The organism is Kitasatospora sp. NPDC023176 (assembly GCF_055560495.1).
In genome coordinates this window covers 1-13,459 of sequence record NZ_JBVHIP010000044.1, presented here as the reverse complement: position 1 = coordinate 13,459, position 13,459 = coordinate 1, and the positions used below count along the sequence as shown (strand labels likewise).

9 protein-coding genes are annotated in these 13,459 nt (G+C 72.0%); 5 read left to right on the top strand and 4 right to left on the bottom strand.

What is annotated here, in order from left to right:
- Positions 1-36: 36 nt before the first annotated feature.
- Positions 37-1,140, bottom strand: coding sequence for a uroporphyrinogen decarboxylase (hemE, locus tag ACZ3YL_RS36995; RefSeq protein ID WP_188303602.1), 1,104 nt, complete (start codon positions 1,138-1,140; stop codon positions 37-39).
- 146 nt (positions 1,141-1,286) lie between these two features.
- Here hemE and ACZ3YL_RS36990 point away from each other — a divergent pair, with 146 nt between their 5' ends.
- The 5 genes from ACZ3YL_RS36990 (at position 1,287) to ACZ3YL_RS36970 (ending at position 8,118) form a co-directional block, all read left to right on the top strand.
- On the top strand, positions 1,287-1,949 hold the full coding sequence (locus ACZ3YL_RS36990; RefSeq protein ID WP_188303603.1) for a DUF3000 domain-containing protein: 663 nt from the start codon (positions 1,287-1,289) through the stop codon (positions 1,947-1,949).
- A 320-nt stretch (positions 1,950-2,269) separates the two neighbouring features.
- Positions 2,270-2,986 carry a LuxR C-terminal-related transcriptional regulator gene (locus ACZ3YL_RS36985; RefSeq protein ID WP_188303604.1) on the top strand — a complete coding sequence of 239 codons (717 nt, stop codon included), beginning with the start codon at positions 2,270-2,272 and terminating at the stop codon, positions 2,984-2,986.
- A gap of 206 nt (positions 2,987-3,192) precedes the next feature.
- Positions 3,193-4,443: an HRDC domain-containing protein gene (locus tag ACZ3YL_RS36980; protein WP_188303605.1), complete on the top strand. Its 1,251-nt coding sequence runs from the start codon at positions 3,193-3,195 to the stop codon at positions 4,441-4,443.
- A 280-nt stretch (positions 4,444-4,723) separates the two neighbouring features.
- A complete protein-coding gene (locus ACZ3YL_RS36975) occupies positions 4,724-5,968 on the top strand; it encodes a thiolase family protein (protein ID WP_188303606.1) in 1,245 nt (414 codons plus the stop codon).
- Positions 5,969-5,970: 2 nt separating this feature from the next.
- Complete coding sequence (locus tag ACZ3YL_RS36970; RefSeq protein ID WP_465661882.1) at positions 5,971-8,118, top strand: 3-hydroxyacyl-CoA dehydrogenase NAD-binding domain-containing protein; 2,148 nt, start codon at positions 5,971-5,973, stop codon at positions 8,116-8,118.
- Between the two features lie 78 nt (positions 8,119-8,196).
- On the opposite strand, the gene ACZ3YL_RS36965 is transcribed toward ACZ3YL_RS36970, so the two are convergent.
- The 3 genes from ACZ3YL_RS36965 to ACZ3YL_RS36955 form a co-directional block, all read right to left on the bottom strand.
- The gene (locus ACZ3YL_RS36965; RefSeq protein ID WP_317620954.1) at positions 8,197-9,723 is read right to left on the bottom strand and encodes an ArnT family glycosyltransferase; all 1,527 of its coding nucleotides are present in this window, start codon (positions 9,721-9,723) and stop codon (positions 8,197-8,199) included.
- Positions 9,724-9,888: 165 nt separating this feature from the next.
- On the bottom strand, positions 9,889-11,793 hold the full coding sequence (dxs, locus tag ACZ3YL_RS36960) for a 1-deoxy-D-xylulose-5-phosphate synthase (RefSeq protein ID WP_188303609.1): 1,905 nt from the start codon (positions 11,791-11,793) through the stop codon (positions 9,889-9,891).
- Positions 11,794-12,057: 264 nt separating this feature from the next.
- A complete protein-coding gene (locus tag ACZ3YL_RS36955) occupies positions 12,058-13,236 on the bottom strand; it encodes an ROK family transcriptional regulator (RefSeq protein WP_188303610.1) in 1,179 nt (392 codons plus the stop codon).
- Between the last annotated feature and the right edge of the window lie 223 nt (positions 13,237-13,459).

Sequence of the window (13,459 nt, the reverse complement as noted above, 5' to 3'; positions counted from 1 at the left end):
GCCCCCGGCTCCCCGGGGGCCCGCCACCGCGGGGCGTCAGCGCGCGCTGGCCTCGTGCACGAAGGCGACCAGCCGGCTGAGCGCGTCCGGGTCCATGGACGGCATCACACCGTGGCCGAGGTTGAAGATGTGGCCGCTGGTGCCGAGCGCCTCGGCGGCCTGCAGCACCTCGCGGGCCTTGGTCTCGACGACCTCGGTCGGCGCGAACAGCACCGCCGGGTCGAGGTTGCCCTGGAGGCCCTTGCCGGGGCCGACCCGCTCGGCGGCGACGTCCAGCGGCACCCGCCAGTCGACGCCGACGATGTCCGCGCCGGCCTGGCCCATCAGCCCGAGCAGTTCGCCGGTGCCGACGCCGAAGTGGATCCGCGGCACCCCGTAGGAGGCGACGGCGTCGAAGACCTTGGCGCTGGCCGGCATGACCGAGCGGCGGTAGTCCTCCGGCGCGAGCGCGCCGGCCCAGGAGTCGAACAGCTGGATCGCGGAGGCGCCGGCCTCGATCTGCACCTTCAGGAACGCGGAGGTGATGTCCGCGAGCCGGTCCACCAGGGCGGCCCACAGCTCGGGCTGCCCGTACATCATGGCCTTGGTGTTCTCGTGGTTCTTGGACGGCCCGCCCTCGACCAGGTAGCTGGCGAGCGTGTACGGCGCGCCCGCGAAGCCGATCAGCGGGGTCTCGCCGAGCTCGTCCACCAGCAGGCCGACGGCCTCGGTGACATAGGGGACGTCGTCGGGCTCCAGCGGGCGCAGCCGCTTGAGGTCCTCGAAGGTGCGGATCGGGTCGGCGATGACCGGGCCGATGCCGGGCTTGATGTCGACGTCGATGCCGACGGCCTTGAGCGGCACCACGATGTCGCTGTAGAAGATCGCCGCGTCCACCTTGTGCCGGCGCACCGGCTGGAGGGTGATCTCCTTGACCAGCTCGGGCCGCATGCAGGAGTCCAGCATCGGGATGCCCTCGCGGACCTTCAGGTACTCGGGCAGCGAGCGGCCGGCCTGGCGCATGAACCACACCGGGGTGTGCGGCACCGGCTCGTGCCTGCAGGCGCGCAGGAACGCGGAGTCGTACGCGGCGCCGCGGCGCGCGGGGGTGGTTCGGCCGTCGAGGGTGGCCGCCGTCGGGTCTGCCGTAGTCTCGCTCACGGGTCAAATCTTCGCATGCGCCTGGGGCCGCCCTTCTCGGGCGGTCTCGTCGGTTCCTCCAAGATCTGGCCGGGTTTGCCGTTCCGGCACGCCGCTCGGACGGAAGTTGCGGCGATAACCCGGGTTTTCGACCTAGTCTTCGGGTCATGGCAGCGGTCGGCGGGCACCCCGCACAGGGTGGCGGAACAGGTGGCGGAACAGGTCGGGAGGGGGCGCCGAGCGAGTTCCGGGCCGCCGTGGAGGCCCTCGACGGGGCGCGGCTGCGGCCCGAGGTCCAGCTCTCCCCCGCGCCGGCCCCGCGCCGGCTGGCCCCGCACGCGTTCGCGCTGACCGCCACCGTGGAGGTGGACGGCGAGGAGCTGGCCGACGGCCGGCTGGTGCTGCTGTACGACCCGGCCGGGCAGGAGGCCTGGAACGGGGAGTTCCGGGTGGTCACCATGACCCGGGCCGAGCTGGAGCCGGAGATGGCCGGCGACCCGATGCTCTCCGAGGTCGGCTGGGCCTGGCTGCTGGACGCCCTGCAGGCGCACGGCGCCGGGTACGCGGAGCCGTCCGGCACGGTGACCCGCTGTGCCTCGCAGTACTTCGGCGGCCTGGCGGACCGCCCGTCCTCGACCGAGATCGAGATCCGGGCCTCCTGGACCCCGGCCGACGGCCGCTTCGAACGGCACCTGGCGGCCTGGGGCGACCTGCTCTGCATCAGCGCCGGCCTGCCGCCGGTCTCCCCGGCCCCGCAGACCCCGACCGAGGTCACGTCACTCGGTGGAGTGGTCCCGATGCCCGCCCGGCGACGCCCGCGGTCGCACTGACGGGTGGCGTCCGGCCCCGACGGCACCTTCGGCCCCGACAGCCACCCCCAGGACTGACGGAGTGTGACTTCCGTCCTGCTCTGCGTCAATTAACCGGTCAAAGTCGACCGATCCGTGACGAATCTGATCGATTTTGTACGAATTCCAGGCATGTCGCATCAGTCATATGCGCGATTTGTCCGTATTGTTACTCACTAGATCGTGATCTTTCGCTAAAGCCGGGCACGGTAGCTGCCGAAGCAGACTGTGACCCTTTCCGAACGCGGAACACTCCGACCGCCCCCTCGGGGTTCCGTCCGCCACTCCCCGCAGGAGGCCTGGTGTCGGTCCTTCTTGAGCACCCCGCAAACGTGGTCGCCTACCGCCCGACCAAGCCCACCGCCATGGTGGTCATCGCTGATCCCCGCGTCCGAAACACTGTCACCCGCCACCTCTGGGCGCTCGGCGTCCGCGACGTGATCGAGGTGTCCTCGATCGCCGAGGCCCGCCCCCGGGTCTCCACCCCACGTGACATCTGCGTCGCCGACGTCCATCTGCCGGACGGCTCCGGGCTGACCATCCTCGCCGAGACCCGCGCCGCGGGCTGGCCCAACGGCCTGGCCCTCTCCGCCGCCGACGACATCGGCGCCGTCCGCAGCGCGCTGGCCGGCGGTGTCAAGGGATACGTGGTCACCGGCACCCGCACCAATGTCGCGATGCCCGGCCGCCCGGGCCTGCCGCTCGGTGCCGCCGGGCTGGCCGGCCGGATGCGCCGCCCCGGGATGCCGGGCATGCCGGGTGCCACCGGCGCCCCGGGTGCGCCCGGAGCCCCCGGGGCACCGGGCCCGCAGCAGGCCGCCTACCGCGAGCTGTCAGGCCGCGAGGTCGAGGTGCTGCGGCTGGTCGCCGAGGGCCAGTCGAACAAGGCGATCGGCGTGGCGATGGGCCTGTCGGCGCTCACCGTGAAGAGCCACCTCGCCCGGATCGCCCGCAAGCTCGGCACCGGCGACCGCGCCGGGATGGTGGCGGTCGCGCTGCGCACCGGCATCATCCACTGAGTCGACCGAGCCGAACCGCTGCGGCGGCCCAGGAGGAACGTTCCTCCTGGGCCGCCGCACGCTCGCCCGCTGGCGCCCGGGGACTCGGGCGGACGGTCACGCGAGCGACGGCCCGGACGCGGGTGGACGCGTAGCAGAGCGGGCGATCAACAGTCTGACCAGTCCGACAACACTCCCAGTTCCAGGGACCGTCGTACCCTTGGTGGGTGACCGACGCCGTAGCAGCCATCCCAGAAGAAGCAGCCCCGGTCCCGCTCCTCGAACCGAAGGAGGGGATCCCGCCCGTCGTGGCGGACGAGCAGGCGCTGGCCGCCACGATCGCCGCCTTCGCCGCGGGCACCGGACCGGTCGCCGTTGACGCCGAGCGGGCCTCCGGCTACCGCTACGGCCAGCGTGCGTACCTCATCCAGCTGCGCCGAGCCGGCGCCGGCTCCGCCCTGATCGACCCGATCGCCTGCCCGGACCTCAGCGGGCTGGGCGCCGCCATCGCGGACGCCGAATGGGTGGTGCACGCCGCCACCCAGGATCTGCCGTGCCTGGCCGAGGTGGGCATGAGACCGACCCGGCTGTTCGACACCGAGCTGGCCGGGCGGATCGCCGGCTTCGCCCGGGTCGGCCTCGGGCCGATGACCGAGAACGTGCTCGGGCTGAGTCTGGCCAAGGAGCACTCGGCGGTCGACTGGTCCACCCGCCCGCTGCCCGAGCCCTGGCTCCGCTACGCCGCCCTGGACGTCGAGGTGCTGGTCGAGCTGCGTGACGCACTCGAACGGGAGCTGGACGCCCAGGGCAAGCTCGGCTGGGCCCTGGAGGAGTTCGCCGCGATCGCCGCCGCGCCCCGCCCGGCCCCGCGCACCGACCCGTGGCGGCGCACCTCGCAGCTGCACAAGGTCCGCCGACGCCGCCAGCTGGCCGTGGTGCGCGAGCTGTGGCTGGCCCGCGACCGGACGGCCCAGGAGCGCGACGTCTCCCCCGGCCGGGTGCTCTCCGACGCCGCGATCGTCAACGCCGCGCTGGCCATGCCGCTGAACATCGCCGCGCTGCAGGCCGTGCAGGGCTTCGGTCCGCGGCTGCACCGGCGCCAGCTGGACCAGTGGCTGGCGGCCGTACAGCGCGGCCGGGAGGTCCCGGAGAACCAGCTGCCGCCGGCCGCCGCACCGCACGACGGACCGCCGCCGCCGCGCGCCTGGGCGGAGAAGGACCCGGTCGCGGCCGCCCGGCTGTCCGGCGCCCGCGCCGCGGTCAGCGAGCTGGCCGAGCGCCACCACCTGCCGGCCGAGAACCTGATCACCCCGGACCTGGTGCGCCGGGTCTCCTGGGAGCCGCCGGCCGATCCGAGTGCCGACGGCGTGGCCGCCGCACTGCGCCGGCTCGGTGCCCGGCAGTGGCAGGTCGACCTGGTGGCGCCGGTGCTGGCCACCGCCTTCGTCACCGCCGCCACCGCCACCGCCGAGGGCTGATCCACCGACGGGCCGCCGCCGGAACGCCGGTGGAGCACCGCCGGCAGGGCTCCGAAAAGGGGATGTCGTCCGCACGGACGGCATCCCCTTCGACGTCTGCGGGAAGCCTTCCTGGTCGGACGTGCCGACGGACGTGTCGCGGGACACATGGTCAGAACCCTCCGAGAGGCCTGGGCAGGTTGGTTACCGGCGGGTAGCATGGCCGTGATGCGGCGCCGCTCGGGTTCTTCCGGCGGCAGCCTGCCCACCTCAAATGTTGGTCCCTGGGAGGAGAGCCCCCGTGCCTCGTACCGCGAGGGACGTCGTCTTCGTCGATGGCGTCCGCACCCCGTTCGGCAAGGCCGGCCCGAAGGGCATCTACCACGAGACGCGCGCCGACGACCTCGTCGTCAAGTGCATCCGGGAGCTCGTGCGCCGTAACCCGAACCTGCCCGTCGAGCGCATCGACGAGGTCGCCATCGCGGCCACCACGCAGATCGGCGACCAGGGTCTGACCATCGGGCGCACCGCCGCCCTGCTGTCCGGCCTGCCGAAGTCCGTCCCCGGTTACTCGATCGACCGCATGTGCGCCGGCGCCCTGACCGCCGTGACCGCCACCGCCGGCGGCATCGCCTTCGGCGCGTACGACGTGGTCGTGGCCGGCGGTGTCGAGCACATGGGCCGCCACCCGATGGGCGAGGGCGTGGACCCGAACCCGCGCTTCGTCTCCGAGAAGCTGGTCGACGAGTCCGCCCTGTTCATGGGCATGACCGCGGAGAACCTGCACGACCGCTTCCCGCACATCACCAAGGAGCGCTGCGACGCCTACGCCGTGCGCTCCCAGGAGAAGGCCGCCAAGGCGTACGCCAACGGCGACATCCAGCCCGACCTGGTGCCGATCTCGATCCGCAACACCAACCCCGAGGTCGGCGAGACCGGCTGGGGCCTGGCCACCGTGGACGAGCCGATGCGCCCGGGCACCACGATGGAGTCGCTGGCCGGCCTGAAGACCCCGTTCCGCCCGCACGGCAACATCACCGCGGGCAACTCGGCCGGTCTGAACGACGGTGCCACCGCCTCGCTGCTGGCCGCCGAGGACGTCGCCGAGGAGCTCGGCCTCCCGGTCAAGATGCGCCTGGTCTCCTACGCCTTCGCGGGCGTCGAGCCCGAGGTCATGGGCATCGGCCCGGTGCCGGCCACCGAGAAGGCGCTGGCCAAGGCCGGTCTGACCATCGACGACATCCAGGCCTTCGAGGTCAACGAGGCCTTCGCCGTCCAGGTGCTGTCCTTCCTGGACCACTACGGCATCGCGGACGACGACGAGCGGGTCAACCCGTTCGGCGGCGCGATCGCCTTCGGCCACCCGCTGGCCTCCTCGGGCGTGCGCCTGATGAACCAGCTGGCCCGCCGCTTCGAGCAGCGCCCGGACGTCCGCTACGGCCTCACCACGATGTGCATCGGCTTCGGCATGGGCGGCACCATCATCTGGGAGAACCCGCATTGGAGCGGCGCGGAAAAGTCGGCCGAGTTCGAGGGTGGTAAGTGAGCATGAGCAACACCACTGAGCTGCTCCAGCACGGCGCCGAGCTGTTCCCGGGCGAGGTCGTCACGACCGCGCACGTGCGCCACCTGGACCTGCCGCTGCAGGCCGGCAAGCTGGCCCTGATCACCCTGGACAACGGCTTCGACCACACCAAGCCGACCACCTTCGGCCCGGGCTCGCTGCTCAAGCTGTCCGAGGCGCTGGACCAGGTCGAGGCCGAGGCCGCCGAGGGCAAGATCGTCGGCGCCGCGATCACCGGCAAGCCGTTCATCTTCGCCGTCGGCGCCGACCTCAAGGGCGTCGAGCTGCTCAAGCAGCACGCCGACGCGCTGGCCATCGGCAAGGGCGGCCACGAGGTCTTCAAGCGGATCGCCGCGCTGCCCGTCCCGACCTTCGCCTTCTACAACGGCGCGGCCATGGGCGGCGGCGTCGAGGTCGGCCTGCACTGCGACTACCGCACGGTGTCCGCGGGCGTCCCGGCGTTCTCGCTGCCCGAGGTCTTCCTCGGCCTCGTCCCCGGCTGGGGCGGCTGCACCATCCTGCCGAACCTGATCGGTGCCGGTAAGGCCGTCAAGGTCATCATCGAGAACTCGATGAACCAGAACAAGCAGCTCAAGGGCAAGGACGTGTTCGAGCTGGGGATCGCCGACGCGATCTTCGAGCCGGCCGACTTCCTGGAGCAGTCGCTGCTGTGGGCCGCCAAGGTCCTCAAGGGCGACGTCGTCGTCGAGCGCGAGGCGATCGACCGCGGCAAGGCCTGGGACGACGCCGTCCTCTGGGGCCGCATGGTCGCCGACGCCAAGGTGCACGGCGCCGCCCCGGCCGCCTACAAGGCGCTGGACATCATCGCCGCCGTCAAGGACGCCGACTTCGCCGACAAGGCCAGCCTGCAGGCCGGCTTCGACGCCGAGGACGCGGCCCTGGCCGACCTCATCATGAGCGGCGAGCTGCGCAGCGGCATCTACGCCTTCAACCTGGTGCAGCGCCGGGCCAAGCGCCCGTTCGGTGCGCCGGACAAGTCGCTGGCCCGCCCGGTCTCCAAGGTCGGCGTCGTCGGTGCCGGCCTGATGGCCTCGCAGCTGGCGCTGCTGTTCGCCCGCCGTCTGGAGGTGCCGGTGGTCCTCACCGACATCGACCAGGAGCGCGTCGACAAGGGCGTCGGCTACGTCCACGCCGAGATCGACAAGCTGCTCGGCAAGGGCCGGATCGGCCAGGACAAGGCCAACCGCCTCAAGGGCCTGGTCACCGGCTCGCTGGACAAGGCCGCCGCCTTCGGCGACGCGGACTTCGTCATCGAGGCCGTGTTCGAGGAGATGGGCGTCAAGCAGACCGTCTTCGCGGACCTGGAGAACGTGGTCTCGCCGACCTGTGTGCTGGCGACCAACACCTCCTCGCTGTCGGTCTCCGAGATGGCCTCGAAGCTGAAGCACCCCGAGCGGGTCGTCGGCTTCCACTTCTTCAACCCGGTCGCGATCCTGCCGCTGCTGGAGATCGTCCGCGGCGAGCAGACCGACGACGCGTCGCTGGCCACCGCCTTCGCCGTGTCGAAGAAGCTGAAGAAGACCTCGGTGCTCTGCAAGGACGCCCCGGCGTTCGTGGTGAACCGGATCCTGACCCGCTTCATGGGCGAGATCCAGAACATCATCGACGAGGGCACCCCGATCGCCAGCGTCGAGAAGGCCGTCGAGCCGCTCGGCCTGCCGATGTCCCCGATCGTGCTGCTGGAGCTGGTCGGCCCGGCCATCGCCCTGCACGTCTCGGAGACCCTGGCCGGCGCCTTCCCGGAGCGGTTCACCGTCTCCGAGAACCTCGGCAAGGTGGTCAAGGCCGGCAAGCGCGGCTTCTACACCTGGGTGGACGGCAAGCAGTTCCTCGACCCCGAGGTGCTGGAGCTGCTGACCTTCGGCGACTCGGTGCTCACCGAGGAGCAGGTCCTGAACCGCTCCCTGGAGGCCGTGGCCCAGGAGATCGGCCTGATGCTGGAGGAGGGTGTCGTCGGCGAGGCCCAGGACATCGACCTCTGCATGATCACCGGCGCCGGCTGGCCCTTCCACCTGGGCGGGATCACCCCGTACCTGGACCGTGAGGGCGTCTCGGAGCGGGTGAACGGCAAGAAGTTCCTCGCCCCCGGCGTGGCCTCGGTGCCCGCGTAAGGCGTAGCGCTACGAGCGGAGCCCCCGGCGACCTCGGTCGCCGGGGGCTCCTCCGTGTTCTTCGGCGCCGCTCGGGCCTCAGTGCTTGAGGCGGTAGACGACGGTGTCGCCGATGACGCCGATCATCTCGTAGTGGGTGTCCAGCAGGTTCTCGATCCGCGGGACCAGCACGGGCTGGTACGGGGCGACGCCGGAGTCGTCCACGAAGATCTCCGGCAGGCCGTTGGCGAGCTCCTTGTCGAAGGTCTGCCAGGCGTTGTTGACGCTGAACTGCTCGCCCACGTTGCCGCTGCCGTCCTTGCCGCCGCTGTAGTTGGTGAGGAAGCCGGCAGTCAGGTAGCGGCTCGCGGGCTTGCGGTCGGCCAGCCAGTACAGCTCGGGGTGCATGCCCCAGACCAGCATCGTGTCCTTGGGGGTGGTCTGGGCGGCGACCGCGGTGGCGACCTCGGTGTTGCGGCTCATCTGCTCCCCCGGCCAGGCCAGCGCCAGGCCCCAGAACACCGTGGCGGCGACCGTGGTGTACACCAGGACCGGCTTCCAGCGGATCGCCGAGGTGGCGACCGCGCCGGTGCCCAGCAGCACCAGCGGGGGGATCAGCTGCAGGTAGTAGTGGCCGAAGAAGTGGAAGCCCACACTGACCGCGACGGCCGAGGAGAGCAGCCAGACCCACAGGTCGGTGGTCGAGCCGTGCTCCTCGCCGGCCACCGGCAGCGGCCGGTGGCGGTACTTGAACCAGAGCCGGCGGCCGACCGGGAACAGGAAGCCGAGGCCCGCCACGACCAGGATGCCCAGGTTGCCGAAGGCCCGGCCGAGCATCTGCAGCCAGGCGCCGCCGAAGGAGGCGTAGTCTCCGCTGCCGGTGACCACCCAGAAGAGGAAGCCCTTCGGCTTGGTCAGGATGACCGCCACCAGGGCTATCGGCACCGCGAAACCGAACCCGATCTTGAACAGCGCGGGCGGCCAGCGCACCCCTCGTCGGCGGGCGTCCTGCAGGAGCATCCAGAGCACCGGCAGCAGCACCGCCCCGCCGGTCTGCTTGGTCAGCGAGCAGAGCGCGACCGCGATGCCCGCGGCCAGCCAGCGGCGCCGCTCGGCGTACCGGAAGGCGGCCACCATCGCGGGCAGCATGAAGACCTCGAAGGTCGCCGCCTGGGTGTCCTCCGGGGAGAGCCCGATGGAGACCAACAGGTAGAGCAGTCCGGCGCCGGCCCCGGCCCGGTTGCCCCAGCGGCCGCGGGCGATCGAGGCCAGCAGGATCGCGGTGACCAGGTGGGCCGCCACCGCCAGGGTGCGCAGCGGCCACAGCGAGGCGGAGCCGAAGACGGCGAAGGAGGCCTGGTAGAGCCAGGGGAGCAGCGGCGGCTTGCGGTCCACCACGGTGTCGTAGAGGACTCCGCCGTCGGCGAGCATCCGCGCCTGGGTGGCCAGGAAGCCCTCGTCGGGGCTCCAGACCGGCCGGGCGAAGGACGGGATGTGGGTGGCCACCGCGACCAGCGTGAGCAGCGGCACCAGCCTCGTCCAGTACCCCTGGCGGATGTGGGTACGCGCGCGCGCGGGCAGGCGGTCGACCAGTCCGGCGAGGCGGAGGCGGGTGGGGGTGGGCACGGTTGACAACCTACCGGGCGGGATCGGCATGGATGGCGCCGGTCCCGCCATTCAGTGCGATTGTCAGCCTGCTCCGTGACGAACTGTTACGGGGTTACGACAATCGGTTGTCGGCGGAACGGGTCACCCGGCAGCGGACTGCCGACCCGTTCCGCCGACCGCGCCTCAGGCCTCGACCCGCGCCGCGTCCAGCTTGGCGACCAGGGCTGCCACCTTCTCGGCGATGTCGGGGGCGTTCAGACCGATCTCGGCCAGGATCTCGTTCCGGCTGGCGTGGTCCAGGAACTCCTGCGGGATGCCGAAGTCGCGCACCGGCAGGTCCACGTCCGCGTCCCGCAGCGCCTGGGCGACGGCGGCGCCCACGCCGCCCACCCGGCCGTTGTCCTCGATCGTGACGACCACCCGGTGCTCGGCGGCCAGACCCGGCAGGGCCTCGTCCACCGGCTTGACCCAGCGCGGGTCCACCACGGTGGCGGTGACGCCCCGGGCGGCCAGCAGCTCGGCGACCTCCAGGCTGGTCGGGGCCATCGCGCCGACCGAGACGATCAGCACGTCGGCGCGGTGGGCGCCGGCGGACTCCTCGGCGGCGCGCAGCACGTCCATGCCGCCGACCCGGCCGACCGCGGGGACGGCCGGGCCGACCGTGCCCTTGGAGTAGCGGACCACCGTCGGGGCGTCCTCGACCTGGACGGCCTCCCGCAGCTGGGCGCGGACCTGGTCCGCGTCGCGCGGGGCGGCCAGCCGCAGGCTCGGGATGACCTGGAGGATCGACATGTCCCACATGCCGTTGTGCGAGGCGCCGTCCGTGCCGGTGACACCGGCCCGGTCGAGCACGAAGGTGACGCCCAGCTTGTGCAGGGCGACGTCCATCAGGACCTGGTCGAAGGCCCGGTTCAGGAACGTCGCGTAGACCGCGAACACCGGGTGCAGGCCGTTGGTGGCCAGGCCGGCGGCGCTGGTGACGGCGTGCTGCTCGGCGATGCCGACGTCGAAGATGCGGTCCGGGAAGGCCTTGGCGAAGGGGGCCAGGCCGACCGGGTGGAGCATCGCGGCGGTGATCGCGACGATGTCCTCGCGCTCGTGGCCGAGGGCGACCATCTCCTCGCCGAAGACGGACGTCCAGTCCTTGCCCGAGTTCTTGACCGGCAGGCCGGTGTCCGGGTGGATGACGCCGACGGCGTGGAAGCGGTCCTCGTCGTTGTTCTCGGCGGCGTGGTAGCCGCGGCCCTTCTCGGTCAGGCAGTGCACGATCACCGGGCCGCCGAAGCCGCGCGCCTTGGTCAGCGCGGACTCCAGGGCCGTCAGGTCGTGGCCGTCGATCGGGCCGATGTACTTGAGGCCGAGGTCCTCGAACATGCCCTGCGGGGCGATGAAGTCCTTGAGGCCCTTCTTGGCGCCGTGCAGGGTCTCGAACAGCTGCTGGCCGACCACCGGGGTGCGCTGGAGGGCGTCCTTGCCCCAGGAGAGGAAGCGCTCGTAGCCCTGGGTGGTGCGCAGCGTGGCGAGGTGGTTGGCCAGACCGCCGATGGTCGGCGAGTAGGACCGCTCGTTGTCGTTGACGACGATGACGACCGGCAGGTCCTTGGCGTCGGCGATGTTGTTGAGCGCCTCCCAGGCCATGCCGCCGGTGAGCGCGCCGTCACCGATGACGGCGACGACCGGGTCGGCCTTGCCCTGGATCTTGTTGGCCTTGGCCAGGCCGTCGGCGTACGAGAGGACCGTGGAGGCGTGCGAGTTCTCGATCACGTCGTGCTCGGACTCGGCGCGGGACGGGTAGCCGGACAGGCCGCCGCTCATCTTCAGCCGGGAGAAGTCCTGGCGGCCGGTGAGCAGCTTGTGGACGTAGCTCTGGTGGCCGGTGTCGAAGAGGACGCGGTCGCGCGGCGAGTCGAAGACGCGGTGCAGCGCGATGGTGAGCTCCACCACGCCGAGGTTGGGCCCGAGGTGGCCGCCCGTCTTGGAGACCTCGGTCACCAGGAAGGTCCGGATCTCCTGGGCCAGTGCGGCCAGCTGTCCGGGCGTGAGCCGGTCGAGATCGCGCGGTCCCCGAATGCGGGTCAGCAGGGCCACCCGTTCCTCCTCGTTCAGTGTTCGCGGACCACGGACGGTCCGACGGGCGTCGCTGCCCGGTCCGGCGGCAGGCCGGTGGTCGCGGCCGGTACCGACCGGTCGAGTCTAATGTCCGCTTGGCGGACGCCGAGCGGCACGCCCGGTGCCACCGGCCGGTTACCGCCATTCCCGGAGGTCGGTCAGGGGGTGTGCGTCAATTCGTATTGACGAACAGGTGTTCGCCGGTGGCTGCGGCTGTCCGGGTGAGCGCGTGGGGTGCGCGGCTCAGCGATGGCCGAGGGCGCCGGACTCGCCCATCTCGCTCATCACCAGGGCCAGCGCGCCGAGCACCTCGGCCCGGCCGCCGAGGGTGCCGGGGACCACCGACAGCTGACGGGCTGCGCTGGGGATGGCGTAGCGGGCCACCGAGTCCCGGATCGGGGCCAGCACCAGCTCACCGGCCTCGGCGAGGTCGCCGCCGAGGATCACCCGGCGCGGATTGAGCAGGTTGCACAAGGTCGCCACGCCCGTACCGATCTGGCGGCCGGCGTCGGCGATCACCCGGCGACAGCCCAGGTCGCCCTGGTGGGCCAGCTCCACCACCCGGGGCAGGGTGAGGTCCGCGCCCAGGGTGGAGGTGAGCAGCGAGAGCAGGTAGCGGGAGCCGACGAAGGTCTCCAGGCAGCCGCGGTTGCCGCAGCGGCAGACCGGGCCGGCCTCGTCCAGGGTGATGTGCCCGATCTCACCCGCGGTGCCGCCCGGGCCGCGGTAGATCTGGCCGTTCACCACCAGGCCCGCGCCCACCCCGCTGGCGACCTTGATGTACGCGAGGTCACTCAGGCCCCGGCCGGCGCCCCAGACCAGCTCGCCCAGCGCGCCCAGGTTGGCGTCGTTGTCCACGTGCACCGCCATGCCGAGCCGCTCCGCCAGCTCCCGGCCCGGGGCGATGCCCGTCCAGCCGGGCAGGATCGCGGTCGAACCCAGCGCGCCGGTCTCCACGTCGATCGGGCCGGGCACCCCGAGGCCCACCCCGATCACCTTCTCCGGGCGGAACCCGGCCTGCTCCAGCAGCCGCTCGACCATCGCCTCCGCCCGGTCGAAGCCCTGCGCGGCGGAGACGTCCACGTCGATCGGGGCGCTCTCCTCCGCCAGCACCCGGTGCGCGAGGTTGCCGACGGCCACCCGGAGGTGGGTGTGGCCGAAGTCGATGCCCACCACGATGCCCGCGTCACCGCTCAGCGAGACGCTGCGGGCGCGGCGGCCGCCGGAGGAGGTGTCGGCGACCACCACGGTGCCGCTCTCCTTCAGTTCCCGCACGATGTTGGAGACGGTGGCCGCGGAGAGGCCGGTGCCGCGGGCGATCTCGGCCTGGGTGAGCGAGCCGGCCATCCGCACCGCGCGGAGCACCCGTTCCAGGTTCGCCCGGTGCAGGGACGACTGTGAGCCCGGTGTGTCCGTCGACATGATCCACCCTCCCAGGGGTGGGGAACCCTCCGCCGGGCTTCCCCTTCAACTCCTGAAGCCTACGGGGTGGGGGGACGCTGACGCGGGGGTCTGTTTGTGGGGGTGGGCTCTCGGGAGGGTGGGTGGGTGCCGGGGGGGGGGGGGGGGGGGGGGGGGGGGGGGGGGGGGGGGGTGTTATTCGGGGTGGGGTGTTGGGGGGGGGTGTGGTGTGTGGGTAGGGTAT

Coding starts and splice junctions, on each gene's coding strand:
- ACZ3YL_RS36990 (WP_188303603.1), top strand. CDS start 1,287: ATGGCAGCGGTCGGCGGGCACCCCGCACAGGGTGGCGGAACAGGTGGC.
- ACZ3YL_RS36955 (WP_188303610.1), bottom strand. CDS start 13,236: ATGTCGACGGACACACCGGGCTCACAGTCGTCCCTGCACCGGGCGAAC.
- ACZ3YL_RS36970 (WP_465661882.1), top strand. CDS start 5,971: ATGAGCAACACCACTGAGCTGCTCCAGCACGGCGCCGAGCTGTTCCCG.